Raw genomic sequence first — 25,184 nt, forward strand, 5'->3', positions numbered from 1 at the left:
CGGACCGCTCCTCATACGGCGCCGTTCCCACCACGCGGCCGTACCCGCAGCAGAAGCAGCGCGACGTCGTCGGGCCGCTCCTGCGTGCTCTCCTCGCCCCGCTGGAGCAGAGTGTCGGCCAGCTCGTCCAGGGGCTGGTGCCCGCTCGCGGCGAGCCGTCGTGCGAGGTCGGCGAGCGCGTCCTCGATGTCGACACCGGGGGATTCGATCAGACCGTCGGTGTACAGGGCGAGCACCGACCCCGGGACGAGCGGCACCGCGGTCGTCGGATAGACGGCGTGGGGGTCGATCCCCAGCAGCGGCCCGCCGGCCAGGTCGAGCACCTTCACCTTGCCGTCCGGCCGGAGCAGCAGCGGCGGCGGATGCCCCGCCCTGGCCATCACGGCGACCCCGCGCGCCGGGTCCAGGCGCAGATACAGACAGCTGGCGAACAGCTCGGTACCCAGGTCGATGAGCAGCCGGTTCGTGCTCCCCATCACCTCCTCCGGGGCCTGGCCGACCGCCGTGTACGCGCGGACCGCGGTACGGATCTGCCCCATCAGCCCCGCCGCCGTCACGTTGTGCCCCTGCACGTCCCCGATCACCGCCGCCGCCCGGCCGTGCGAGGACACCAGGTCGTAGAAGTCCCCTCCGATGTCCATGCCCTGGGTCGCCGGCAGATAGCGCGCCGCCGCCTCGACCGAGGCCAGCGGCGGGAGCGAGGCCGGCAGCAGCGCGGCCTGGAGGCCCTGTGCGAGCTGGAGTTTCGCGTCGTAGAGCAGGGCACGCTCCAGCGCCTGGGCGATGAGACCGCTCAGACTGGTCAGTACCGCCCGCTCGTCGGGCGCGAAGTGGTGGGACTGCGCGTACCCGAGGACGCAGGTGCCCACCGGCCGTCCGGAGGCCACCAGCGGCAGATACGCCCACGCGCCCATGCCGTCGGGCGTGGCGTTCCGCGCCGGATACAGCCGCTCCAGCTGCTCGCGCGAGTCGAAGAACGCGGGCACACCGGTGTTCAGCGCCTGGGTGCCCGGGGTCTGCTCGCTCAGCGGCAGCCCGTTGAAGCGCTCCACGATGTGAGCGTCCGGATAACCGCGATGCCCCAGGACGTGCATGCGCCCCGCCCGGCTGGCGAGGACGACCAGGGACTGGCTGCCGACGGCGGGTGAGATCTCGTCCGCCACCAGCTGCACCACGTCCTGCACGCCCGCCGCCTCGGTCAAGGCGCTCGCCAGGCTCAGCACATGGGAGATCGTCACCAGGCGGGGGCTGCCGTCGCGCCGCTGCGGGCCCGCCCGCGTCATCTCGGACACCGGCCGGGCCCGCGAGATCCGCACGCTCAGCCCGCTCGTACTCGGATACAGGCGGAAGGAGAGCCAGTCGCCCGGCGGACGCAGGGCGACGAAGGAGGTCACGTGCTGGCTGATCAGCGCCGCCCGGTAGCGGTCCTCGTAGACCGGGTCGTTCAGCCAGGGCACGGCCGCCCACAGCTGGGTGCCCAGGAGACGGCTGACGGGCACTCCGAGCAGCTCGGCCGTCGCCGCGTTGGCGAAGCAGACCCGCCCGTGCAGATCCAGCGAGCACAGCCCGTACGGCAGCCGCCCCACCATCCGCGTGGCCTCCATCGAGCCGAGCGTGCCGCCGGGCGCCTCCGCGTACGGCGTGAGCAGGTCCGGCTCGGGGTGCAGCGGCCGGTTCTCCGCGGCGGCACGCTCCAGACGCAGCGTGAGCCGGTCGCAGGCCGCGGTGAGGCGATCGCGTTCCCGGTCGGAGAGGTCCGGCGGATGCGAGCCGGGCCAGGTCACGAAGACGGCGCCGTACATCGTGGCGGCCGTCGCCACCGGAAGCGCGGCGAGGGCGAAGGGGTACGGGAGCACCACCGCGATCCGGGGATACCTGCGGGCCATCTCGTGCTCGCCGCCCACCCAGATCAGCCGCCGATCCCGTACCGCCTCGGCGACGGGGATCGGCGCGTTCAGCCCCACGCGTTCCCACGGCGCGGCGAAGGCCCGTGGCAGCCCGGCGGAGACCGCCATCTCCAGCACCGGCTCGTGGGAGGACAGCAGGTAGACGGCTCCCGCGTGGGCGTCCACGTCGTCCAGCATCGTGGCCAGCGTCAGCGACAGCAGCGGACGTCCCACCGGGGCCGGCCGGCCTGCCGGCGCCTGCGCGGCCTCCTGCCCGTCGGACACGGCGACCACCTCCTCGCGGGGCCGTCCACGACTCCGCACCTCCAGGGGTCAAGGCTCCTCCCTGGAGGTCGATCCCGCACGGCGAGCCGACCCGCCCCCACGGCCGGGCGACCCGCTGTCCCGCCCGGCCGGGACACGAACCGTCACCTCCGTCATGGGCACGGTGTGCCTTCGTCACGGGAGCACGGTGTGAACGACATGAAGAACGACGGATTCGCTTTCGTCGGATCGGCCGTCCCGTATGGGCTCCGCCGCAGGCCCGGCGCGTTCGGAACGGTCGCAGGGGCTGCGCCCGAGCCCGGGAAGCGCTGTAATGACGGCGTGGTCAGTGAGGGTGCTGCGGAACGCGGAACGAGAAGGTCGCGTGCCGAACTTGCCCTGAAGACGCTCACCGCGGATCTCGACCCACGCGAACGGCTGCACCGCCTGCTGGAACAGGCACTCGTCTTCACCGGTGCGACCGTGGCCGCCGTGTACTCACCGAGTGTGAGCGGCGGTGAACTGCAGCTGGCCGAGTCCGCGGGGGTGCCCAGGACGCTGTACGGGCTCCGCGACAGCTACCCCCTGTCCGGCGGCTCCCCGGCCGCCGAGGCCCTGCGCTCGGGACTGCCGTGCTGGCTCGGACCCGAGGAGCTCGGGCGCTGCGCCGACGCCCGGCGCCTGGCCTCCCAGGACTTCTCGCTGGCCGTGCTGCCCCTGGGGGACAACGGCTGCCTGGTCGCCGTCAGCGAGCGCCCCGACGGCTTCGGCCCCGAGGACCGGGCCTGCCTCGGGCTGCTCGCCGATGCCGTGGTCTGCCCGCCCGCGCCGCCGCCGGACAACGCGGCGGACCTGCCCGCCAACGCGTTCAGCCTCGCCATGGACACCGGGCACGTCGAGGTCGACCGCGAGGTGCTCGACCTGTTCGGACTGTCCCCCACCACCTTCGACGGCAAGGTCGAGACCCTGTTGTCCATGGCCGTGCCGGAGGACCTCCCGGCCCTGATGTCCGCGGTCGAACCGGACCACATGTCGATCGGTGAACGCGAGCTGGAGTTCCGTATCCACCAGCCGTCCGGCGGACACAAGTGGCTGCGGCTGCGCGCCCGGCTGCTGCCCTCCGCCGAGGGCCGCCCCGCACGGCTCGTGGGCATCGTCTCCGACGCCTCCAAACTGCGCTCCGGCCTGAGCGACGTGGGCCGCGTCCAGCGTCTCGCCGCCGCGCTGGCCACCGCCGGCACCGTCCGCGATGTCGGCCAGGCCGTCGTCGCCGCCCTGCGCAAACCCCTCCAGGCCGACCGGATCGCCGTCGCCGAGCTGGAGGGCGACCGTCTCGTCGTCACGCTTCTGGACCCGCCACAGCCGGAGTTCTGGCCGGAGCTGTGGCGCAGTGAATGGCGCTCGGAGTGGCCCGACGCGCCCGTCCGGGCCATGCCCACGCTCGCGGCGGCCCTCAACGAGGGGCGGCCCGCCATCTGGCCCGCGGGCGCGGACCTGGAATCCGCGCTCGCCGAGGTCGGCCCCGGCGGCCTCGCCGTCCTGCCGCTGCCCGCGGGCGGCCGTATGGCGGGCGCCTGCCTGATCGGCTGGGACACCCCGCACGAGTTCGGCCCCGAGGAGAGAGCCCTGCTCACCGCTTCCGCGGGTCTCGCCGGGCAGGCCCTGGTACGCGCCCACGCCTTCGACGCCGAGCACGAACTGATCGGCATGCTCCAGCGGACCCTGCTCCCACGACGGCTGCCCCGGCTGCCCGGCGCGGTCGCCGTCGCCCGCTATCTGCCGACCACCTCCGGCCTGGACGTCGGCGGCGACTGGTACGACGTCATCCCGCTGCCCGACAACCACGTCGCCCTCGTCATCGGCGACGTCCAGGGACACAACGCCTCGGCCGCGACCCTCATGGGCCAGATGCGCACCGCCCTGCGCGCCTACGCCGTCGAGGGCCACCCGCCGGACGTGGTGGTCTCGCACGCCAACCGGCTCCTGCTCGACCTGGAGACCGACCTCTTCGCCACCTGCTGCTATGTCGACGTCGACATGGAGGAGGGGTCCGCCTGGTATGTGCGCGCCGGACACATCCCGCCCGTGCTGCGTCACCCGGACGGCCGTACCGAGGTCCCCGATTCGGAGACCGGACCGCCGCTCGGCGTCATCCGCCAGACCGACTTCCCCATGAGCCCGCTGCGGCTCCAGCCCGGCACCATCGTCGCGCTGACCACCGACGGACTGGTCGAGTCCGTCGAGGTCGACATCGAGGACGGCCTCAAACGTCTCGCCGAGGGTCTGGCCGGCTCCGACCCCGCCCACCTCGGTCTCGTCGCCGACGAACTGCTCACGGGCGCCAACCGCAGCGACGACGTGGCCCTCCTGCTGATGCGGTACGACGGCATGGAGGTCCTGCCGCTCCGCGAGAGCTGGACCGTCTGGCGGGTCCCCGAGGCGGTCCGGCACGCCCGCCGCTACACCCGGCGCGCCCTGCGGACCTGGGGCGTCGGCAAGTACACGGACACCGCCCTGCTGATCGTCTCGGAACTCGTCACCAACGCCCTCGTGCACACCGACGGCAAGGTCCGGCTCGACCTCACCCTCATCAACCACCGCCTGCGCATCGCGGTCGCCGACAACTCGCCCCGCACGCCGATCAAGCCCACCAGCATCGGCTGGGAGGCCACCGGAGGCCGTGGCATCCTGCTCGTCGAGGCGACGTCGGCGACCTGGGGCACGGTGCCGGTGAGCGGCGGGAAGCAGGTCTGGAGCGAGATCGCGCTCGACTGAGGAGGTGAAGCCGTGCGTCTGCTGCTCATGTCCGACACCCACCTTCCGAAGCGGGCCGGGGAACTGCCCGCCGCGCTGCTCGCCGAACTCCCGTCGGCCGACGTCGTGATCCACGCGGGCGACTGGGTGGACACCGCCACCCTCGACCTGCTGGAGGCCCGTTCCCGGCGGGTCATCGGCGTGTACGGCAACAACGACGGCCCCGGTCTGCGGGCCCGCCTCCCCGAGATCGCCCGCGCCGAACTGGGCGGCCTGCGCTTCGGGGTCGTCCACGAGACCGGCTCCGCGCAACAGCGCGAACAGCGCTGCGCGCGGCGCTTCCCCGACCTCGACGTGCTGGTCTTCGGCCACAGCCACATCCCCTGGGACAGCACCGCGCCCACCGGCCTGCGTCTGCTCAACCCCGGCTCACCGACCGACCGCCGTCGCGAGCCGTACTGCACGTACATGACCGCGACGGTGACCGACGACGGCCGGCTCACCGGGGTGACCCTGCACCGGCTGCCTCCGCGCAGCGGCTGATCCCAGGATCACGGGCCGCTGGGCGCGATTCGCCCGGCGCCGGGCGCGGCTCGGGCTCACCGCGGATGGATCGCCCCGCCCCTGGCTGTCAGGGGCAGCCCGCTGCCGCCCCAGCGCAGCGCGATGATCTCCGCGGCGACGGACACGGCCACCTCCTCCGGTGTACGGGCTCCGAGGTCGAGGCCGACGGGGGAGCGCAGCCGGGACAGCTCGTGCTCCGGGACACCGGCCGCGCGCAGCCGTTCCAGACGGTCGTCGTGGGTGCGGCGGCTGCCCATCGCGCCGATGTACGCGGCCGGACGGCGCAGCGCCTCCTCCAGCAGGGGCACGTCGAACTTGGGGTCGTGCGTCAGGACGCAGATCACCGTGCGCGCGTCGGTCGTCGTGCCGCTCAGGTAGTGGTGCGGCCAGTCCACGACGACCTCCACACCCGCCGGGAAGCGTTCGGGCGTGGCGAACGCCGGACGGGCGTCGCACACCGTGACCCGGTAGCCGAGGAAGGCTCCGATGCGGGCCACGGCGGACGCGTAGTCGATGGCGCCGAAGACCAGCATGCGCGGAGGCGGTGCGAAGGAGTGCAGAAAAACGGTGACGGCGTCCTCGCGCCGCTCACCGTGCGGCCCGTAGTGCCGTCGCCCCGTCGCCCCCTGGGCCAGTTCCCCCCGCGCGTCGGCGGCGACGGCGACATCCAGCCCCCCGGACCCGAGCGACCCGGCAGTCCCGGTGTCCGGGTCCGTCGGCCCGGGTGGGGCGGAGACGGCGCCGTGCGTGCCGTGCGTGCCGTTCGTGCTGGCCGTGCTGGCCGTGTCGGCCGCGCCCGCCGTGTCGGCCGCGCCCGCCGTGTCGGCCGCGCCCGTGGAGGCCGCCGAGCCGGGGGTCCCGTTCTCGGCCGGGGTCTCGTCAGGCCGGACGGCGAGCGTCGCCCCCCGTGGCGCCGGGCCGTCCAGTACCGTCGCCAGCGTCACCGGGCGGCCCGCCGCCACCGACTCGGCCACCGCCGCGAAGGCCGGATCGTCGGCGGCCGACACCCGCCGGACCAGCAGGGTGATCTCTCCGCCGCAGGTGAGTCCCACGGCGAAGGCGTCCTCGTCGCTGTACCCGAACGTCTCCAGGCGGGTCTCGCCGGAGGCGATCACCTCCCGGGCCAGCTCGAAGACCGCGCCCTCGACACAGCCGCCGGACACACTGCCCACGATCTCGTCGCCCGGGCCGACCGCCATGGCCGCGCCCGGGTCGCGGGGCGCGCTGCGGTCGACCGCCACCACCGTGGCCAGCCCGAAGGGCGATCCGGCCGCGTACCACTCGTACAGCGCGGGGAGGATGTCACGCATCGTCCGCTCCTCTCGCCGCGGGGCCGGGCCCGCCCGGGGATCCGGTCACCTCGAAGGACCAGGATCCGGTCACCTCCAAGGATCCGCCCCGCGACGAGGTTTCGTTGAGCGTTAATGCGTTGCCGTCGCGGGTGGCCACCTGCTGCACTGACGGGAACGTGTTCACCAGCACCGATGAGGAGCAGCACATGCGCGCACCGTTCATGTCCACCCAGGAAGGAATCACTCTCATCTCAAAGGACATGACACCCGGTGCATATGCTCAACCTGGGAATCCTGGCGCACGTAGACGCCGGTAAGACAAGCCTGACCGAGCGGCTGCTGCACACGGTCGGGGTCATCGACGAGATCGGCAGCGTCGACGACGGGAACACCCGGACCGACTTCCTCGCGCTGGAGCGGCAGCGCGGCATCACGATCAAATCCGCCGTCGTCTCCTTCGCGATCGACGACCTCACGGTCAATCTGATCGACACCCCCGGTCACCCGGACTTCATCGCCGAGGTGGAACGGGTGCTCGGCGTGCTCGACGGCGTCGTCCTCGTCGTCTCGGCCGTGGAGGGCGTACAGGCGCAGACACGCGTGCTGATGCGGACGCTCCAGCGGCTGCGCATTCCCACGCTGATCTTCGTGAACAAGATCGACCGCCGCGGGGCCCGGTGCGAGGAGATCCTGGACAAGATCTCCGAGCGCCTCACCCCGGCGATCGTCCCGATGGGCGAGCCCGGTGAACTCGGCACGCGGGCCGCGTACTTCGCCCCCTACCCCGCCGACCGGCTGCGGCCGCGTCTCCTCGATCCGCTGGCCGGGCACGACGAGGAACTGCTGGCCGCGTACGTCGAGGACGGCCTGTCGGACGAGCGTCTGCGCGGGGCGCTGATCCGGCAGACGGGGCAGGCCCTGATGCACCCCGTGTTCTTCGGATCGGCCATGACGGGCGCGGGCGTCACCGAACTGATCGCCGGGATCCGGGAGCTGCTGCCCACGGCGAAGGCGGACGCGGACGGGCCGCTGTCGGGCACCGTCTTCAAGGTCGAGCGAGGAGCGGCCGGGGAGAAGATCGCGTACGCGCGGATGTTCTCGGGCACCCTGCGGACCCGTGACCGGCTGACCCTGCGCGACGGCGAGGAGGGGAAGGTCACCGCGATCAGCGTCTTCGACCAGGGCTCGGCGGTCCGTGAGGCGAGTGTGACCGCGGGACGCATCGGCAAGCTGTGGGGGCTCGGCGCGGTCCGGATCGGCGACACCATCGGTGAACCGCCACGCTCGCCGGCGGGTGGACACCACTTCGCTCCGCCGACCCTGGAGACCGTCGTCTCGCCCGGCCGCCCGGCCGACAGGGGCGTGCTGCACACGGCGCTCACCCAACTCGCCGAACAGGACCCGCTGATCGGCCTCCGGCACGACGAACTGCGCGGGGAGATCTCCGTGTCGCTCTACGGCGAGGTCCAGAAGGAGGTCCTCCAGGCGACCCTGGCCGACGAGTTCGGCATCGACGTCCTGTTCCGCGAGACGACCCCGCTCTGTGTCGAACGGCCTCTGGGCACCGGCGCGTCGGTCGAGTTCAACAAGAAGGACCCGAATCCCTTCCTCGCGACCGTCGGACTGCGGGTCGACCCGGCGCCGGTCGGATCCGGTGTGGCGTTCCGGCTGGAGGTCGAGCTCGGATCGATGCCGTACGCGTTCTTCAAAGCGGTCGAGGACACCGTCGAGGAGACGCTGGGACAGGGGCTGCACGGCTGGCAGGTCACCGACTGCGCCGTCACGATGACGCACTCGGGCTATTCACCGCGTCAGAGCCATGCCCACCAGGGATTCGACAAGAGCATGTCCAGCACGGGTGCCGACTTCAGGGGCCTGACCCCGCTGGTGCTGACGGCCGCACTGCGCGCGGCCGGGACCCAGGTGTACGAGCCGATGAACGCGTTCCGTCTGGAGGTTCCCGCGGACACGCTCGGCGCCGTGCTGCCCCTGCTGGCCCGGCAGCGGGCGGTGCCGCGGACCACCCGGATCCAGGGGTCCTCGTGTGTGCTGGAGGGAGTCCTCCCGGTGGTGCGGGCGCATGAGCTGGAGCAGCAGCTCCCGGGGCCGACGCGCGGAGAGGGTGAGCTGGAATGCTCCTTCGACCACTACGCGCCCGTGGCGCGGGGCGCGATCCCGGACCGTCCCCGGACCGATCCGAACCCGCTGGACCGCAAGGAGTATCTGCTGAACCTGACGCGCAGGCTCGGAGGGTGAGCCGGCCGGCCGTGCTGTCGGCCCTGTGCGCCCAGGCGGGTGAAACGAGAAACTTACTCATGAGTCAGAGGTGTTGACGGCTCCTGATGCCGGCGGGACTGTTGTGGACATGACGAAGTTACGTGCGCGTCTGCTCGGCGTCCTCGTACTCCTCACCGGTCTCCTCACGGCGGCGGGCACCCGGCCCGCCGCCGCGGACGGACTCCCCGACTCCCTCTGGTTCGACCAGCCGGCTGCCGCCGCCCTCACGGTCGTGAACGGCCGCTTCACCGACGGCCTGGGCCGCGAGGTCGTCCTGCGCGGCTACAACGTCTCCGGCGAGACCAAGCTGGAGGAGAACAGCGGACTGCCCTTCGCCTCGGTCGCCGACGCGGCGAAGTCCGCCACGGCGCTGCGCGCCCTCGGCGGCGGCAACTCCGTGCGCTTCTTGCTCTCCTGGGCGCACGCCGAACCGGTCCGCGGCCAGGTCGACAACGCCTATCTCGCCGCGGTCACCGACCAGATGCGAGCCTTCCTCGACGCGGGAATCCGTGTCTTCCCCGACTTCCACCAGGACCTCTACTCCCGCCACCTCTTCAACCAGGGAAGCTGGTACTCGGGCGACGGCGCCCCCAAGTGGGCCGTGACCGCGGGCGGTTACCCGCAGGAGTCCTGCGGCCTCTGCCTCTTCTGGGGCCAGAACATCACCCAGAACAACGCCGTCAAGGCCGCACAGTACGACTTCTGGCACAACTCCTACGGACTCCAGGACGCCTTCCTCGCCACGGCCCAGGCCACCATGACGTACGTCCGGCAGCACCTCACCACGGCCGAGTTCGCGGGCGTCGCCGGCTTCGACCCGTACAACGAGCCCTACGCGGGCAGTTACGACTCGGGCCAGACCAGCCGCACCTGGGAACGCGACCTGCTCTGGCCGTTCTACGGGAAGTTCCGGGCCCGCATGGACGCGGCCGGCTGGCAGGACAAGCCCGCCTTCGTGGAACCCAACCTCTTCTGGAACGCCAACATCACCTCCCAGAAGCAGGAGGGCGGACTGCTCGACGCGGGCACCCTCGGCCCGCGCTATGTGTTCAACACCCACTTCTACGACCAGAAGGCCATCTCGGGCATCCTCATGTGGGGCAAGGCGGGAGACGGCCAGTACACCGGCGACTTCGGCACCGTACGGAACCGGGCCACCGCCGCCGGGACGGCGGCCGTCGTCTCCGAGTTCGGCCACCCCCTCTCCGGAACGGTCTCGGACAAGGCCCCGACCGTCGACAAGGCGATGTACCAGGCCCTCGACTCCCGGCTCTCCGGGTCCGGCTGGTGGTCAGGAGCGGCCTCGTCCGGACCGGTCCTGTCGGGTACCCAGTGGCAGTGGGACATCTACAGCGGCCGGCACCACGAGCTGATGAACGACAACCCCGACAAGGTCCTGACCTCCGCCGACGCCTGGAACGACGAGGACCTCTCCGCCGTGCGCCTCGACGACTCGGGCACGGCCGTGCTGCGCCAGGACGCCCGGCTCCTCGACCGCCTCTACCCCGGCGCCACCACGGGCTCCACCCTCGCCTTCACCTACGAGGACCGCTCCCGCGACGGCTCCACCACCCTGACCTGGAACCCGGTCCCCTCGACCCTTCCGCAGGTCTCCCAGCTCGTGGGAACGGGCCAGTACGGCCTGCTCGTCTGGCGCTCCGACGGCGGGTCCGCCCCGACGGAACTCCATCTGCCGGCCTCGTTCCCCTCCTCGGCCACGACGGTGGTGTCCGACCTCGGAGCGCTGGTCTCCCCGCCCGCCTACACCTCGGCCACGCCCGTCGCCGTGGCTCCCGAGCCGGGCGGCACCGGAAGCCGCCGCCTCCTGCTCACCGCGTCCGGCTCGGGAACCGTGCACTACGCGCTGGTCACGAACGGGGCGAACGCCCCGTCCGCCGCCCTGCTGAACGGGGCCCGGACCGAACTTGCCGCCTGGGCCGCCGCACGGTTCGGCTGAACGATCGTCAGCTACCGCCCTGGCCGGTCCAGTTCGCTTCCACATGGCCGAGCCGGACCCGCTGGGGGTGGTCGCCGACCGGCACCGACACCGTTTTCAGCCCGGTCTCGAAGTCGATGGCGGTGACCTGGTCGGCGCCGCTCTCGGAGACGACACAGTCCTTGCCGTCACCGCTCACGGTCGCCCAGTACGGCTTGGCGGCGGGGACCAGCGGTCCTTCCTGAAGGGTCGCGCGGTCGACGACCGTCGCGTAGTCGTCCATCGTCCCCGCGACGCACAGCCTGGTACCCGAGGGGTTCATCGAAATGCCGTGGTGGCGCGAGTCGTTGACCCAGGTCGTGCGGTCGCTGCTGGTGGCGGGGTTCTTCGGGAGGGTCTTCACCCGGGTGATCTTGTCGGTGGCCACGTCGTACTCCAGGAAGCCGTTGAAGAACGACACCTGGAAGTACAGCTTGGACTCGTCCGGCGAGAAGACGGCAGGGCGGACGGCGTCGGAGAAGTCCTTGAGGCCGATGGCGTCCAGGCGCTGGCGCATGTCGATCACCTTGACCTGCTTGAAGGTGGCCGCGTCGACGACCGTGATCTTCCGGTCGCCCTTCGTCCAGTCCAGCCAGGGGTCGTCCAGTGCGGTGGTGACGTCACCGATGGCCATGTTCCAGATGTACTTGCCGTCGTGGGTGAAGATGTTCTCGTGCGGTTTGTCGCCGGTCGCGAACGAGCCGAGCTGCCTGCCGGTCGTGATGTCGAGCACGTGCACGGTGTTCGCGGTGGAGGCCGAGACCGCGACCCGGGTGCCGTCGGGCGACACGGCCATGTGGTCCGAGCGGTAACCCGACACGGCGAAACGCCAGTTGATTCGCCCGGTGGCGAGGTCGATCGAGACGACATCGGCGAAACTCGGGCGCGAGACCACCACCGACCGGCCGTCCGGCGTCGAGTACATGTCGTCGACGAACTGGTCGTGTCCCTCGCCGACGCCGTTCCGGATGCCCATGAAGTAGGCCCATTTGATGGGATCGGCGTTGATCGCCGCGAGCCGTTCGGCCTTGTCCGGGATGACATTGATCCGGCCGATCTTCGCGAAGTCACCGGAGGACTTGATGACGTCCGAGGTGCCTTCCCAGTTGTTGCCGACGAACATCACCTCCCGCAGATCGGTGGCGGAGGCCTGCGAGCCGACGGCGGAAGCGGCGGTCGCAGTGCCGCCGAGGGTGAGCGTGAGGGCCGCGGCGAGTGAACAGAGGTGTCTGGCTCTGAGGACGGACATGGAGGGTCCCTGTCTGGTGGGGGAGTGCGGGTGACGGCACGGTGGAGAAGCGTGCTGTGCGTGCGCGACGTGCGTGACAGGCGAGAATCTGAACATGCCTGCTTTCAAAGTTCACTTACTGGAAAGTAAGGACTGAGGGAGCCTCTTCACAAGGGTCGGTGCACGAGAAAATCGCGGAAGGGGGCGAACACCGGTTCGTGACGGGTGCTGGGGAGGGACACGTGGCGGGCAGGCTCAGACAGCCCACCGGCCGCTACGGCGGCAGGACGGCGGAGGAGCGGCAGGCGGAGCGCCGCCGTCGTTTTCTCGACGCCGGGCTCCAGCTCTTCGGCGCCGGGCCCGGGTACCGGTCCACGACCGTGGCGGCCCTCAGCGAGGCGGCGGGACTGTCCACGCGCCAGTTCTACGAGGCTTTCCGCAGCCTCGAAGACGTACTGGCGGCGCTGCATCTGCAGGTCAACGACTGGGCCGAGCAGGCCGCTCTGGCCGCGCTCGCCGAAGCCGGCGACCTGCCGCTCGCCGAGCGTGCCACCGCTCTCTTCCGCGCCTACGCGGCGAACGTGACGAGCGATCCGCGCCGCATCCGTATCACCTTCGTGGAGATCATCGGCGTGAGCGCGCGGCTGGAGGAACAGCGGCTCGCCCGCCGGGCCCGCTGGGTGGAGTTCATCTGCGGCGAGGCGGCGGGTGCCATCGCCCGGGGGGAGGCTGCGCCGCGTGACTACCGGCTGGCCGCCACCGCCTTCATCGGCAGCGTGAACGGTCTGCTGCACGACTGGAACGCCGGCTGGGTGGACGCGACCCTGGATGAGGTGGTGGAGGAGCTGGTTCGCCAACTGCTCGGGATCCTGCGCCCTGCCGGCTGGAGCGCGGACGGGATCACGAGTACCTAGCAGGACGCGGTCAAGGGCGGCAAAAGGGTTCGCCCTCGCTGGTGCCGTCGGCGAGCAGCCGGCGTTTCCGGAGCCGTGGGAGCCGTGGGAGCCGTGGGAGCTGCCGGAGTCAAGGAGCCGTCATGGGTGTCCGAAGTGTTCGAGCCGGGTCAGGGCCTCTGCCACCGGGGTCACCCCGTCCTCCGTGCGAAGGCGTTCCGCCAGGTTCCGCGCGCTTCGCCGGAACGCGGGATCCGTGGTCGCCCGGGCCAGGGCCGGCGCCAGCCGCTCCGCGCGCAGCCCGCGTGGCGACAGGACGCCGGGCGCGACCCCGAGCGCGACGAGCCGCGCCGCCCAGAAACCCTCGTCGAACTGGACCGGCACGGGCACCGCGGGCACCCCGGCCCGCAGCCCCGCCGCGGTCGTGCCGGCCCCGGCGTGATGCACCACCGCCGCCGTCCGGGGAAACAGGATCGAGTGAGGCACCTCCCCGACCGTGAACATGTCGTCACCGGTGGCGCGCAGCTCGCCCCACCCCCGCTGGATCACCCCACGCAGCCCGGCGGCCCGCAGAGCACGTACGATCTCGCCGCTCAGCCGTCCGGGATCGGGGACCGTCGCGCTGCCCAGGCCCACGAAGACGGGAGCGGGGCCCGCGTCCAGGAAGTCCTCCAGCGCGGAGGGGAGCCGGGCGTCCTGGCCGTCGTAGGGCCACCAGTAGCCGCAGACGTCGAGCCCGCGTCTCCAGTCCCGCGGCCGGGGAACCACCAGAGGGCTGAACCCGTGCTGCACCGGCCAGGCCAGCCGTTCGCGGGCGCGACGGGCGGCGAGGGGACCCACGGGCGGCAGGCCGAGTCCCTCGCGCAGGTTCCGCACCGTCTCCGCGTAGACCCGCTCGACGGCCAGGTTCACCCCGTACCCGGCCGCCCGGTTGACCGTGGGTCCCCAGGAGCCGGTGCCGGCCACCGGGGGCGCGAACTCCCTTGTCGGTGCCAGCGGCTGGAGATGTACTCCCATGCTGGGCAGGCCCAGCCCCTCCGCGACGGCGTACCCGAGCGGTCCCAGCGAACCGGCCAGCAGGAGGACGTCACTGGAGCGGGCGGCCGCGATCATGTCGTCGGTCAGCCGCCCGACGAGCGACCGGGCGATTCCTGCCAGCCTGATGATCTTCCCGGCGCCCGTGGCACTCCGGTGGAGCCGCCGCCCTCGCCCGGACTCCAGTTCGGCCCGCGGATCGACGGGCAGCGCGTGGAACCCCACCCCCGAATCCGACACCAGGCCCGCGAAGCACCCGTGTGTCACCAGGGTCACGTCGTGCCCGGCCCGCACCAGGCCGCGTCCGAGTCCGGTGAACGGGGCCACGTCGCCCCGTGAACCCGCGGTCAGGATCGCTACTCGCACGAGATCCAGTATGGCGAGGTTCGTGGCACCCGCCGCTTCTCCGGCGGGAAGAGCTCTCAAGGAACCGGCCATGGCGGAAAGTTGCTCTGGCTCACCATCATGGCGAATGATCGAATCAGCGCTCGAACAATTTCAGTGGTGGGGGTGGACTGCGTGCGGGCGAAGTCGTACATGGATCTGCATCGGGAGATGTCCGCGGGCATCGAGGCGGAGCGCGCGTCCGCGCTCGACATGCTGGGACCGTCGGCCGTGTCCGTCCGGGCCGCGGTCGCCGAACTCCTGGAGCACCGGACCTTCGCCTACCCTCTGTCCGTGCTGCCGGTGATCGTCCACGCCGTGGAGACGGGGGCGACCGGACCGGCCGTTCCGCTGGCCGTCGTCCACGAACTGTGGTGGACCTCCGCGTGCTACCTGGACGACCTCGCCGACGGTCAGGCCGTCTTCGCCGCCGGCGGTCTCGGCGAGAGCGAGGCGCTGCTCGCCACGGTCATCAGCGGAATTCCGCTTCCCCTGCTCGTCGTTCAGTCGCCGCGGATCCCCGAGAAGGCGCGCGGGCCGCTGTCGGCCGAGGTCGTGAGGTGCTGGATCACCGCGACCGAGGGGCAGTTGAGGGACCTGCGCGCGGACGCGGCCACCCGCGACGCCGTGGTCACGGCCTACCTCGGGAAATCCGGCGCCCCGTTCAGCATGGTCACCGCCATGGCCGCGCGACTGGCCGACCGCCCGGACGAACGAGTCGAGCTCTGGCGGGAGTTCGGCAACGTCCTCGGCGTTCTGTGGCAGCTCTTCAACGATCAGCAGGACATCCTGACCGGCCGCAACGAAGACCTCGCGAACGGCACGGTGACCTATCTGCTGGCGTGCGCGCTGGAGAGCGCCGGACCGGATCGCGCGGGCGACGTCCTGGAACTGCACGCCGCCGCACGCCACTCGACCGATGCCCGGGCGGAGCTCACCGGCATCCTTCTCGCACCGGACGTGCTGCGCCGCTACGAGAAGGACACCAGCGTCTTCCGCGACCGTGCCCACCGCCTCCTGGACGAACTCGGGGGCGACACGGCCTATTCGGATGTCCTGCACGACCTCGTGGACCGGGCCTCCCCGATGCTGCTGCGGGCGGCTGAGCCCGTCGCCCGAGCGGTCACGCCCCAGCTCTGACGGCGACTCGGCCCGCCACAAGCCGGCGCACGCGGCCGCGCGGTACTCACCGGGGCCGGATACGAAGCCTTCGGGCGGTACGAGCCGCAGGGGGACGCGGATACGAACGCGCCGTCCGCAGGATCGAGTCCAGCAGGGAGGCGGACACCCGCAGGCCCGCCGCGGAGACCCCGTGCCTCCGTCGAGACCGGTCCGGGCGTGAACTCCCCATCGCCGCGCCCGCGGAGAAGGTCCAGGTCAGACGAGACGTGACCTGGACCTTCGGCCAGTTCCTCCCTACTCGTCCCATGCCTGTACCAGCGTCTGTTCGGCGATCTTGCCGTCGCGCAACGACATCATCGACGTGCTCATCACCCGTACCCCGTCCGCGTACACGCAGGTCTCGGTGTAGGCGACGTGGTCGCCCTGGATGACGCACTGGTCCATCTTGTGCGTCATGTCCCGGCTGTAGACGTCGTCGAGCATCTCGGCGATCTCGGCGCGACCGTGTTTGACCATCGGGTGGCTGGGCTGGGTGTTGCGGTCGACGATGCGCAGTTCCGCGTCGTCGGCGTAGAGCGACAGCAGATCTGCCGCACTGTGTCCTTCAATGCCCCGGCGCAGCGCCTCGGTGTCGAAGGCGGGGGCTGCCGCTGTGCCCATGGGTGACCTCCTCAGGAAGGCGTGGACCGGCCACGAGCCGACCGTGAAGCGCCTCAGTATCGAGCGTCCTCCGCCTCGGGGCCCACGGCAAACGCAAGGGGCCCGATGCGCCTCCCGGGTGAGCGCGCACCCCGGGCCGTGTCCGCTCCGGGGCCGGAGCCGTTGCTGATTGCATGATCTCAACACGACGTATCGTCGCCGCCGTTGGTCTCGCCGTCGGCGTCACGGGACTTGTCGCGCCGATGGCGACGGCCGCGGGCTCCGAGGCTCACGGCGCAGGGAAGGCGAACCCCGTCGCCACGCTCGAATCACTCGCGACGAGCGACATCCCCGACGGGCAGCAGGCCGGGCTTCCGCGGCCCTCCGCCCAGCTCGCGGGTCTGAACCCGCTGAACGACCTGAAGCAGTTGCACCAGATCACCGACCTCGCCGCGCCCGTCACGGGGCTCCTCCCGGGCATCCAGGGCTAGCGTCCGACGGGCCCTGACGGCCCTGGCAGGCGTCGGCAGCGGCGGCATCCCCTCCGTCCCGGGCCGAGGGGATGCCCGAGCCGCGTCCGCGTACCGCCGTGCGGAACGCGATGGGAGCCTGCCCGGCACGCTGGTGGAAGTACTTGGCGAAGTTCGTGGCGCTGGAGAAGCCGAGCTGCGCGGCGATGCGGGCGGCGGCCAGGTCGGTGTGGGCGAGCAGCCGCTTGGCCTCCAGGATCACCCTGCGGTCGATGAACTCCTTGGCGCCGATGCCCGCCGATTCGAGGGCGGCCCGGGACAGCGTGCGGGCCGAGTAGCCGAGGGTGAGGGCGTAGTCGTCCACCCGCCGGGTGCGCGCGAAGTCCCGCTCGACGGCCGCCCGGAAGCGAAGAAAGGTTTCGCCGGGCCCGGTGGGAGGGGCGTCCGATCCTTCCGGATGGGCCAGGCGCAGGATCAGCACGTCCAGCAGATGACGCAGTACGGCGCTTCGCGCGTCGCGCGGCAGCCGCCCGGGTGCCCGGAACTCGTGCACCAGATGCTCGGTCGCCACCCGCAACGAGGTGGCGACCTCGCCTTCGGGGGCGCACAGCACGCGGGCGTGCGGGTCGTCGAGCCGGGCCGCGCGGACGGTGGCCGCGCCCGGGAAGTCCCGCTCGAAGGCGATCAGTGTCCCCTCGGCCCCCGTGAGATCCCCCCACTGCAGGACCTGCCCGGGGCGCGTCCACAGCCAGGTGTCCCGCACGACGTCATGGGCGGTGAAGTCCACGCTCTGGCGCAGGGTGCCGGAGGCCAGCGTGAGCACCTGGTGGAAGGCGGGACGCTGCGGCGCGCCGAGATCGGTGCCGTGGGCACGGGTCCGGGCGCGCAGCGCGGCGAGCGAGATCACTTCCAGGCCGGCGGGTGGGCCGACGGGGGCCGCGCAGATGGTTCCGGGGGCGGCCTGCCCGGCCGGGTGTCGGTTGTTGACCATGATCAGTCGCCTGCGTATCCGGGTGGGACGTGCCTCGCCGCCCGGTCGGGGGTGGCGGCGTGCGGACGACCGCCCCGGGGCGGAAGGAAGGCATCACCATAGAGGAGAGCCGGGCCGTCGCCAAGGAACCGCCGCGGGATTCTTCGCCGGGCGCGGTGGAGGGGTGCCGTCCGGACGACGGGGTGTGGTCAACGTGCCGGGGCCGTTCCGAGGCGGGATGCCGGGGATGCCGGGGGTGCGGTCCGGGTGCCGGGCTGTGGTCCGGTCACCGTGCCCGGGTCATCCCGTGGTCGCGAGGAACTGGGTGGCGGCCAGTTCGGCGTAGAGCTGGTCCGCCGCGACGAGTTCGCGGTGGGTGCCCACGGCACGGACGCGGCCCGCGTCCATCACGACGATACGGTCGGCCGTCGTGACCGTGGACAGCCGGTGGGCGACCACCAGAACCGTGGTCGTACGGGCCACGTCGGCGACCGTGTCGCGCAGCGCGGCCTCGTTGACCGCGTCGAGCTGCGAGGTGGCCTCGTCGAGGAGCAGCAACCGGGGGCGGCGCAGCAGGGCCCGCGCGATGGCGACACGCTGGCGCTCGCCGCCGGACAGCTTGGTGCCGCGATGCCCGACGAGGGTGTCCAGACCGTTCGGCAGCCGGGACACGAGGCCGTCGAGGCGGGTCGTCTTCAGCACCCGTGTCAGCTCGCCCTCCTCGGCCTCCGGATTGCCGAGCAGGAGATTGTCGCGCAGCGAGCCGGACAGCACCGGCGCGTCCTGCTCGACGTAGCCGATGGCGGAACGGAGCCGGGGCAGCTCCCACTCCTCCAGCGCGCGGCCGTCCACACTGATGACGCCCGCCTCGGGCTCGTAGAACCGCTCGATGAGCGAGAACACGGTGGTCTTGCCGGCTCCGGAAGGGCCGACGAACGCGGTCAGGCCCCGGGCCGGGACGGTGAACGTCACGCCGTGGTGGACGTACGGCAGGTCGTCGCCGTACCGGAAGCGGACGTCCTCGAAGGCGAGCGTCGCCGGTTCCGCGCCCGGCGTCGGCAGGGGTGCGGGCAGGGCGGCGGGTTCGGCGGGCAGCCGCAGGGCCTCCTGGATGCGGGCGAGCGCGGCGGCACCCGCCTGGTACTGCGTGACCGCGCCGACCACCTGCTGGATCGGTGACATCAGGTAGAACACGTACAGCAGGAAGGCGACCAGTGTGCCGACGTCGATGGCGCCGGTCGCGACCCGGGCGCCGCCCACCGCGAGGACCGTGATGAAGGCGACCTGCATCGCCAGACCGGCCGTGTTGCCGGCGGCCGCCGACCATCCGGCCGCCCGCACGCTCTGCCGCCAGGACTCCTCGGCGGCCTCGTGGACGCTCCGCTCCTCGCGGTGCTCGGCGCCCGACGCCTTGATCGTCCGCAGCGCGCCGAGGGTCCGTTCCAGCGAGGCCCCCATCACCCCGACGGCGTCCTGAGCCTGTCTGCTCGCCCGGTTGATGCGCGGCACGATCAGGGCGAGCACCGAACCCGCGCACAGCACCACGCCCAGCGTGACGCCGAGGAGCACCACGTCGACCAGGCCCATCATCACCACCGTCGCGACGAGGGTGAGGCCGCCGGTGCCGAGGCCGACCAGCGAATCGGTCGTGACCTCGCGCAGCAGGGTGGTGTCGGAGGTGATGCGCGCCATCAGGTCGCCGGGCTCGCTGCGGTCCACGGCGGGTATGCGCAGCCGCAGCAGATACGACGACAGGGCGCGGCGCGCGCCGAGCACCACCGACTCCGCGGTGCGCCGCAGAACGTACGAACCCAGCGCTCCCACCGCCGCGTTGGTCACCACGAGGGCCGCCATGCCGAACAGGGCCCGGCCGATCGGCCGGTCGTGCGACAGGTCGTCGATGAGGCCGCGCGCCACCAGTGGCAGCAGCAGACCGGTGGCCCCGGTCGCGAGCGCCAGCAGCGCGCCCCCGAACAGTGCCCGGCGGTGCGGTCGTACGTACCCGGACAGCAGGCGCCACGCGGGCACCTCGGGTTCGGCCTCGGTCAGGCTCACGGCGCTCCTCGCGGGGATGTGGACGGAGCCCTCAGGCTACGTCGGCGGTCCGGGCGGACCGGCCCCGACTGCCCCGGATCCGCGCGGAGTTCAGGACACGCGCTCCCCGAGGGCCGCGAGGGTGGCGGCGAGGTCCGCAGGGCGGGGCCGGTTGTGCGGGAGTCTCGAGAGCAGCGCGGCCATGCCGCAGGTGTTCGTGAGCGCCGAGAGGACCAGGCCGCCCGCGACACCTGCGGAGAGCAACTGCCAGGAGGGGTGCAGGAGTCCGAGGCCGAGGCCGGTGAGGACGACGGTGCCGGCGGTGAAGCGGACCTGGCGCTCCAGGGACCAGGCGGTCCGCGTCGCGGTGGCCGGGCGGTGCAGCTCGTGGCCGCGCTCCGCCCAGGCACCGGTGCCGCCGGTGAGGGTGGCCGCAGGCACGCCGTGCTCGGCCAGCAGGGCGCAGGCGTTCGCCGAGCGGTTGCCGGAGGCGCAGACCACGAGCAGCTCGGTCCGGGCGTTCCCGAGCACGGGCAGCGCACGACGGAGCCGGTCCAGCGGGACGTTCAGGGCGCCCGGCAGATGGCCGGAGGCGTATTCGCCGGGGGTGCGGACGTCGATGACGGTCAGCTCGCCGAGGCGTCCACGGGCCTGGTCGACGTCGAGGGAGACGGGGGTGTTCATACGGAGTGTCATCCTTGCTCTTCAGAGGTGCCCCGCAGGGCGGAGTACAATACCCCTAGGGGTATGGACGGAGGAGTGTTCGTGGAACTGGAACTCGCGGGTGACGAGCTCAAGTCGGTGCTGAACCGGCTGCGCCGGGCGCAGGGACAGATCTCCGGAGTGATCCGGATGATCGAGGAGGGACGCGACTGCGAGGACGTGGTCACCCAGCTCGCCGCCGCCTCCCGCGCCCTGGACCGGGCCGGTTTCGCGATCATCGCCACCGGGCTCCAGCAGTGTCTGGCCGACGTCGAGAAGGGCGCGCAGAACGGTGAGACCGGTGACCGGATGAGGGCCCGGCTGGAGAAGCTCTTCCTGTCGCTGGCCTGAGCCGCGGAGCGTCCTGGCCCGAGCCTCACATCGCCACGTCCAGGAGCATCAGCGCGGCCACGGCCAGCAGGGCCCAGGCGAAGATCAGCTGAAGCGTGCCGCCGGACACCCGGGCCACCAGTCGCTTCCCGTCCCACGCGCCGAGGACGGCGGCCCCGGCGAACGGCGCGACGACCGCCCAGTCCAGGCTCTGCGCCGTACCCGCGCGGGCGAGCAGCGCCGCGAGCGAGTTCGCCGTGATCACCAGCAGGCTGGTGCCGACGGCGGCCCGCATCCGCAGACCCACGACGTTCACGAGGGCCGGTACGGCGAGAAAGCCGCCGCCCACCCCCAGTACCCCGGTCACCGCGCCGAGGCCGGCGCCCGTCCCGGTGATCCTTCCGGTCCCCGCGGGCACGGCGCCCGGCCCACCGGCCGGGGGCCGGAGCATTCGCAACGCCGCGAGGCCCGCGATCAGCGAGAACGCGCCGGTCAGCACGGCCGGAGGAAGCTGTCCGGAGAGCGCCCCGCCCAGTGCCGCGGGGATCAGCCCGGCCGCCGCGAACAGCGCTCCGGCACGCCAGCGGACAGTGCCCGCCCGGGCGTGCGCCGACAGCGCGGTCACCGAGGTCAGGGTGACGATGACCAGACTCGCGGTGGTGGCTGCCGAGGGAGTGAATCCGAGCAGGTAGATCAGGGCGGGCACGGTCAGCACGCTGCCACCGCCGCCCAGCGCACCGAGCGCGAGCCCGGTCACGGCCCCGGCGGCGAGGGCGAGGATCAGGACGCTCACGCCGCGGGGTCCTCGGACGCGCGGTAGGCCGTGCCGGGGGCGGAGGGGGCGGAGGTCGGCGTGGAGGGAGTGGAGGGGGCGCTCGGCGTCATGGGCAGGCCGGAGGCGGCCGCGGCGGCGAAGGCGTCGTCGACGGCCACGACGTCCCGGCCCGCCGCGTCGAGCAGCGAGGCGGCGACGGCGGCCCGCATACCTCCGGCGCAGTGCACCCAGACGGTCCCGGCGGGTATCTCCCCGAGCCGGTCGCGCACCTGGTGCACCGGGACGTGCACGGACCCCGCGACATGCCCCGCGGCGCGTTCGGAGTCGCGCCGGACGTCCAGGATCACGGGCCGTCCGGGGGAGGCGTACGCCTCGGCCAGTTCGGCGAAGCCGGCGCGCCGGAAGGTGCGCGGCCGTTCCCCCTCGCGCAGCCAGTCGGCCGGCGAGCCGACCGCCGCCGCGGCCGGACGGTCCACACCGACCTGTGCCAGTTCACGCTGTGCGTGGGCGAGTTGTTCCGGGGACTCGGCGAGCAGGGTGACCGGCCTGCCCCAGGGCAGCAGCCAGGCCAGATAGACGGCCAGTTGGCCGTCCGCCTCGAAGTTGACCGCTCCGGCGACGTGCCCCGCGGCGAACGCGAGCCGGCCGCGCAGGTCCACGACCCACTCGCCGGCCGCGAGCCGCGCGGCGATCTCCACGGCGTCCGCGAGCGCGGGCGGGGTCAGATCTACGGGCGCCGGGCCCCCGGCGTTGGCGGGGCCCATGTGGACGTAGTACGCGGGCACGTCGTCGAGTCCGGCGAGCAGGTCCGCGACGAACGAGTCGACATCCTTGACCAGGGCCTCGTTGCCGGCGCGCTCGCGCCCGATCGTGGTCGCGTCGCCTTCGGCGGTTCCGGCGGAACAGAAGCTGCCGAAGCCGTGGGTGGGCAGGACGGCGGTGTCGTCGGGCAGCTCGGCCGCGAGCCGGTGCGCCGAGGCGTGCTGGGCGCGGGCCAGCTCCCCGGTCAGCCGCGGCTCCACCAGATCGGGCCGGCCGACCGTGCCGATGAGCAGCGATCCGCCGGTGAAGGCCACGACGGCCTGCCCGTTCTCCCGGAGCACGTACGAGGTGTGGTGCGGGGTGTGTCCGGGCGTGGCCAGCGCCTCCAGTGTCAGCCCGGTGTCCACCCGCACGGTGTCACCGTCGGCCACGGGGACCCGCTCGAACGCGACCCGGGCACCGGCCGGGACCAGGTAGGCGGCCCCGGTGAGCCGGGCCAGCTCCAGGCCGCCGCTCACGTAGTCGTTGTGCAGATGCGTCTCGACGACGTGGGTGATCCGCACGCCCCGCCGGGCCGCCGCCGTGATCACCCGCTCGATGTCCCTGGGCGGATCGACGGCGACGGCGGTGCGCGGGCCGCCGGCCAGATAGCTCCGGTTGCCCAGGCCCGCCACCTCGATGGTGTCGACGAAGAACATGGCAGCACTCCTCTCCCGCGTGAAGCCCGACAGGCTTCGCGGCTCTGCGAAAATTACCCCCGGGGGTATGTGTCCCACGGTAGCAGAGATACCCCCGGGGGTATCTGGGAGCCGCTGGTGACGCGCCTCTCCTCGCCCTCGTCCGTGGTCCCGGCCGTGTCCTCTGCCTCCGGAACGGCGGTGCGCGGGGCGCCGCCGGCCGCCACGGGTCGGCCGTTCGCCGCACCGGGACCGTGGCCGCAGCGGCCACCTGGCCTTCTACCGGCCCGTCACCCCGTAGGGTCGGCTGACGGAACGTCGACTCAGGGAAGGGCTCACTCACATGGCGCAGGAAGTACGGGGCGTGATCGCACCGGGCAAGAACGAGCCGGTGCGCGTCGAGACCATCGTCGTGCCGGATCCGGGGCCGGGCGAGGCCGTGGTGAAGATCCAGGCCTGCGGGGTCTGCCACACGGACCTGCACTACAAGCAGGGCGGTATCAACGACGACTTCCCGTTCCTGCTCGGCCACGAGGCTGCCGGAATCGTGGAGTCGGTCGGCGCCGGTGTCACGGACGTGGCGCCCGGCGACTTCGTCATCCTCAACTGGCGTGCGGTGTGCGGACAGTGCCGTGCTTGTCTGCGCGGACGCCCCTGGTACTGCTTCGACACCCACAACGCGAAGCAGAAGATGACGCTGAAGGACGGCACCGAGCTGTCCCCGGCGCTCGGAATCGGCGCCTTCGCCGAGAAGACGCTGGTCGCGGCCGGACAGTGCACCAAGGTCGACCCGGCCGTCTCCCCGGCGGTCGCCGGACTGCTCGGCTGCGGAGTCATGGCCGGCATCGGGGCCGCCATCAACACGGGCAACGTCGGACGGGGCGACACCGTCGCCGTGATCGGCTGCGGCGGCGTCGGCGACGCGGCGATCGCGGGATCCCGGCTCGCGGGCGCGGCGAAGATCATCGCCGTGGACATCGACGACCGCAAGCTCACGACCGCCGAGAAGCTCGGCGCGACGCACACCGTCAACTCCCGGGAGACCGACCCCGTCGAGGCGATCCGCGAACTCACCGGCGGGTTCGGCGCCGACGTCGTCATCGAGGCGGTGGGCCGCCCCGAGACGTACACGCAGGCGTTCTACGCCCGCGACCTCGCCGGTACCGTCGTCCTCGTGGGCGTGCCCACCCCCGACATGAAGCTCGAACTCCCCCTGATCGACGTCTTCGGCCGCGGCGGCACCCTCAAGTCGTCCTGGTACGGCGACTGTCTGCCCTCCCGAGACTTCCCGATGCTGATCGACCTGCACCTCCAAGGACGCCTGGACCTGGGCGCGTTCGTGAGCGAGACGATCGCCCTGGACGGCATCGAGGCCGCCTTCGAGCGGATGCACCACGGTGACGTGCTGCGCTCGGTGGTGACCTTCTGATGACCGCGCGCATCGAACACCTCGTCACCTCGGGCACGTTCGAACTCGACGGCGGCACCTGGGAGGTCGACAACAACGTCTGGATCGTGGGCGACGACCACGAGGCCGTCGTGATCGACGCCGCGCACGACGCCGACGCCATCGCGAAGGCGGTGGGCGACCGCCGCCTGCGCGGGATCGTGTGCACCCACGCCCACAACGACCACATCGACGCCGCTCCCGCCCTGGCGGAGCGCACCGGAGCCACCATCTGGCTCCACCCCGACGACCTGCCGCTGTGGAAGCTCACCCACCCGGACCGCCTGCCCGACGCCTGGCTCCAGGACGGGCAGGTGATCGAGGCCGCGGGCACCGATCTGACCGTGCTGCACACCCCGGGCCACGCCCCCGGCGCGGTCTGCCTCTACGACCCGGGCCTTCGCACGCTGTTCTCCGGCGACACCCTCTTCCAGGGCGGCCCGGGGGCGACCGGCCGGTCCTACTCCCACTTCCCGACGATCGTCGAGTCCATCCGCGACCGGCTGCTCACCCTGCCCGCCGACACGGTCGTACGGACGGGCCACGGCGGGACGACCACGATCGGAGCGGAGGCCCCGCACCTGGAGACCTGGATCGCACGCGGCCACTGACGCCCCGCCGCCGCGCCGGCCGGACGTCCGTCCCCGCCGCGCGGCGACACGGCGAAGCCGCCATACGGATACCTGACAGAAGATGTCCGGCTT

The 25,184-nt window shown here is 72.2% G+C and carries 20 protein-coding genes; 10 read left to right on the forward strand and 10 right to left on the reverse strand.

Annotated elements, in window-relative coordinates; translation table 11 throughout:
* Positions 1-11: 11 nt before the first annotated feature.
* Entirely contained in the window at positions 12-2,180 is a 2,169-nt protein-coding gene (locus OG410_RS37180; protein WP_329303172.1) for a SpoIIE family protein phosphatase, read from the reverse strand.
* A gap of 312 nt (positions 2,181-2,492) precedes the next feature.
* Here OG410_RS37180 and OG410_RS37185 point away from each other — a divergent pair, with 312 nt between their 5' ends.
* Both OG410_RS37185 and OG410_RS37190 read left to right on the forward strand, forming a co-directional pair.
* Positions 2,493-4,925 carry a SpoIIE family protein phosphatase gene (locus OG410_RS37185; protein WP_329303173.1) on the forward strand — a complete coding sequence of 811 codons (2,433 nt, stop codon included), beginning with the start codon at positions 2,493-2,495 and terminating at the stop codon, positions 4,923-4,925.
* A gap of 12 nt (positions 4,926-4,937) precedes the next feature.
* A complete protein-coding gene (locus tag OG410_RS37190; protein WP_329303174.1) occupies positions 4,938-5,447 on the forward strand; it encodes a metallophosphoesterase family protein in 510 nt (169 codons plus the stop codon).
* A gap of 56 nt (positions 5,448-5,503) precedes the next feature.
* On the opposite strand, the gene OG410_RS37195 is transcribed toward OG410_RS37190, so the two are convergent.
* The gene (locus tag OG410_RS37195) at positions 5,504-6,778 is read right to left on the reverse strand and encodes an XdhC/CoxI family protein (protein ID WP_329303175.1); all 1,275 of its coding nucleotides are present in this window, start codon (positions 6,776-6,778) and stop codon (positions 5,504-5,506) included.
* Between the two features lie 252 nt (positions 6,779-7,030).
* On the opposite strand from OG410_RS37195, the gene OG410_RS37200 reads away from it, so the two are divergent.
* Positions 7,031-9,016, forward strand: a complete 1,986-nt coding sequence (locus OG410_RS37200) for a translation factor GTPase family protein (RefSeq protein ID WP_329303176.1) — start codon at positions 7,031-7,033, stop codon at positions 9,014-9,016.
* 109 nt (positions 9,017-9,125) lie between these two features.
* Positions 9,126-10,994, forward strand: coding sequence for a cellulase family glycosylhydrolase (locus OG410_RS37205; RefSeq protein WP_329303177.1), 1,869 nt, complete (start codon positions 9,126-9,128; stop codon positions 10,992-10,994).
* Between the two features lie 7 nt (positions 10,995-11,001).
* Here the strand turns inward: OG410_RS37205 and OG410_RS37210 are convergent, their stop codons facing one another.
* Positions 11,002-12,261 (reverse strand): YncE family protein, encoded by a 1,260-nt coding sequence (locus tag OG410_RS37210; protein ID WP_329303178.1) that lies wholly within the window; start codon positions 12,259-12,261, stop codon positions 11,002-11,004.
* Positions 12,262-12,482: 221 nt separating this feature from the next.
* Here OG410_RS37210 and OG410_RS37215 point away from each other — a divergent pair, with 221 nt between their 5' ends.
* Positions 12,483-13,154, forward strand: a complete 672-nt coding sequence (locus OG410_RS37215) for a TetR/AcrR family transcriptional regulator (protein ID WP_329303179.1) — start codon at positions 12,483-12,485, stop codon at positions 13,152-13,154.
* Positions 13,155-13,274: 120 nt separating this feature from the next.
* Here the strand turns inward: OG410_RS37215 and OG410_RS37220 are convergent, their stop codons facing one another.
* Positions 13,275-14,519: a glycosyltransferase gene (locus OG410_RS37220; RefSeq protein ID WP_329304396.1), complete on the reverse strand. Its 1,245-nt coding sequence runs from the start codon at positions 14,517-14,519 to the stop codon at positions 13,275-13,277.
* 153 nt (positions 14,520-14,672) lie between these two features.
* Here OG410_RS37220 and OG410_RS37225 point away from each other — a divergent pair, with 153 nt between their 5' ends.
* Positions 14,673-15,692 (forward strand): polyprenyl synthetase family protein, encoded by a 1,020-nt coding sequence (locus OG410_RS37225; protein WP_329303180.1) that lies wholly within the window; start codon positions 14,673-14,675, stop codon positions 15,690-15,692.
* Between the two features lie 276 nt (positions 15,693-15,968).
* On the opposite strand, the gene OG410_RS37230 is transcribed toward OG410_RS37225, so the two are convergent.
* Positions 15,969-16,334, reverse strand: coding sequence for a nuclear transport factor 2 family protein (locus OG410_RS37230; RefSeq protein WP_329303181.1), 366 nt, complete (start codon positions 16,332-16,334; stop codon positions 15,969-15,971).
* A 173-nt stretch (positions 16,335-16,507) separates the two neighbouring features.
* On the opposite strand from OG410_RS37230, the gene OG410_RS37235 reads away from it, so the two are divergent.
* Positions 16,508-16,804 (forward strand): hypothetical protein, encoded by a 297-nt coding sequence (locus tag OG410_RS37235; protein WP_329303182.1) that lies wholly within the window; start codon positions 16,508-16,510, stop codon positions 16,802-16,804.
* On the opposite strand, the gene OG410_RS37240 is transcribed toward OG410_RS37235, so the two are convergent.
* The 3 genes from OG410_RS37240 to OG410_RS37250 all read right to left on the reverse strand — a co-directional run bounded on the left by OG410_RS37240 (position 16,773) and on the right by OG410_RS37250 (position 20,471).
* Positions 16,773-17,774, reverse strand: a complete 1,002-nt coding sequence (locus OG410_RS37240; RefSeq protein WP_329303183.1) for an AraC family transcriptional regulator — start codon at positions 17,772-17,774, stop codon at positions 16,773-16,775. The two genes, OG410_RS37235 and OG410_RS37240, sit on opposite strands and share 32 nt — an antisense overlap.
* A gap of 279 nt (positions 17,775-18,053) precedes the next feature.
* A complete protein-coding gene (locus OG410_RS37245) occupies positions 18,054-19,808 on the reverse strand; it encodes an ABC transporter ATP-binding protein (RefSeq protein WP_329303184.1) in 1,755 nt (584 codons plus the stop codon).
* 90 nt (positions 19,809-19,898) lie between these two features.
* Positions 19,899-20,471, reverse strand: a complete 573-nt coding sequence (locus tag OG410_RS37250) for a rhodanese-like domain-containing protein (protein ID WP_329303185.1) — start codon at positions 20,469-20,471, stop codon at positions 19,899-19,901.
* A gap of 81 nt (positions 20,472-20,552) precedes the next feature.
* Between OG410_RS37250 and OG410_RS37255 the strand changes: the two genes are divergently transcribed.
* Positions 20,553-20,840, forward strand: coding sequence for a metal-sensitive transcriptional regulator (locus tag OG410_RS37255; RefSeq protein WP_329304399.1), 288 nt, complete (start codon positions 20,553-20,555; stop codon positions 20,838-20,840).
* A 25-nt stretch (positions 20,841-20,865) separates the two neighbouring features.
* Here the strand turns inward: OG410_RS37255 and OG410_RS37260 are convergent, their stop codons facing one another.
* Positions 20,866-21,612 (reverse strand): sulfite exporter TauE/SafE family protein, encoded by a 747-nt coding sequence (locus OG410_RS37260; protein WP_329303186.1) that lies wholly within the window; start codon positions 21,610-21,612, stop codon positions 20,866-20,868.
* On the reverse strand, positions 21,609-23,054 hold the full coding sequence (locus OG410_RS37265) for an MBL fold metallo-hydrolase (RefSeq protein WP_329303187.1): 1,446 nt from the start codon (positions 23,052-23,054) through the stop codon (positions 21,609-21,611). Before OG410_RS37265 ends, OG410_RS37260 begins: the two co-directional genes overlap by 4 nt.
* A gap of 322 nt (positions 23,055-23,376) precedes the next feature.
* Here OG410_RS37265 and OG410_RS37270 point away from each other — a divergent pair, with 322 nt between their 5' ends.
* Entirely contained in the window at positions 23,377-24,462 is a 1,086-nt protein-coding gene (locus tag OG410_RS37270; RefSeq protein ID WP_329303188.1) for an S-(hydroxymethyl)mycothiol dehydrogenase, read from the forward strand.
* Complete coding sequence (locus tag OG410_RS37275; protein WP_329303189.1) at positions 24,462-25,091, forward strand: MBL fold metallo-hydrolase; 630 nt, start codon at positions 24,462-24,464, stop codon at positions 25,089-25,091. Before OG410_RS37270 ends, OG410_RS37275 begins: the two co-directional genes overlap by 1 nt.
* Positions 25,092-25,184: the final 93 nt, after the last annotated feature.

The organism is Streptomyces sp. NBC_00659 (assembly GCF_036226925.1).
Classification (GTDB): Bacteria; Actinomycetota; Actinomycetes; order Streptomycetales; family Streptomycetaceae; genus Streptomyces.

What these genes read in the sequence shown, in the direction of transcription:
- OG410_RS37240 (WP_329303183.1), bottom strand. Translation starts at nt 17,774, where the DNA reads ATGGTCAACAACCGACACCCGGCCGGGCAGGCCGCCCCCGGAACCATC.
- OG410_RS37250 (WP_329303185.1), bottom strand. Translation starts at nt 20,471, where the DNA reads ATGAACACCCCCGTCTCCCTCGACGTCGACCAGGCCCGTGGACGCCTC.
- OG410_RS37270 (WP_329303188.1), top strand. Translation starts at nt 23,377, where the DNA reads ATGGCGCAGGAAGTACGGGGCGTGATCGCACCGGGCAAGAACGAGCCG.
- OG410_RS37235 (WP_329303182.1), top strand. Translation starts at nt 16,508, where the DNA reads ATGATCTCAACACGACGTATCGTCGCCGCCGTTGGTCTCGCCGTCGGC.
- OG410_RS37265 (WP_329303187.1), bottom strand. Translation starts at nt 23,054, where the DNA reads ATGTTCTTCGTCGACACCATCGAGGTGGCGGGCCTGGGCAACCGGAGC.
- OG410_RS37230 (WP_329303181.1), bottom strand. Translation starts at nt 16,334, where the DNA reads ATGGGCACAGCGGCAGCCCCCGCCTTCGACACCGAGGCGCTGCGCCGG.
- OG410_RS37195 (WP_329303175.1), bottom strand. Translation starts at nt 6,778, where the DNA reads ATGCGTGACATCCTCCCCGCGCTGTACGAGTGGTACGCGGCCGGATCG.
- OG410_RS37210 (WP_329303178.1), bottom strand. Translation starts at nt 12,261, where the DNA reads ATGTCCGTCCTCAGAGCCAGACACCTCTGTTCACTCGCCGCGGCCCTC.
- OG410_RS37275 (WP_329303189.1), top strand. Translation starts at nt 24,462, where the DNA reads ATGACCGCGCGCATCGAACACCTCGTCACCTCGGGCACGTTCGAACTC.
- OG410_RS37205 (WP_329303177.1), top strand. Translation starts at nt 9,126, where the DNA reads ATGACGAAGTTACGTGCGCGTCTGCTCGGCGTCCTCGTACTCCTCACC.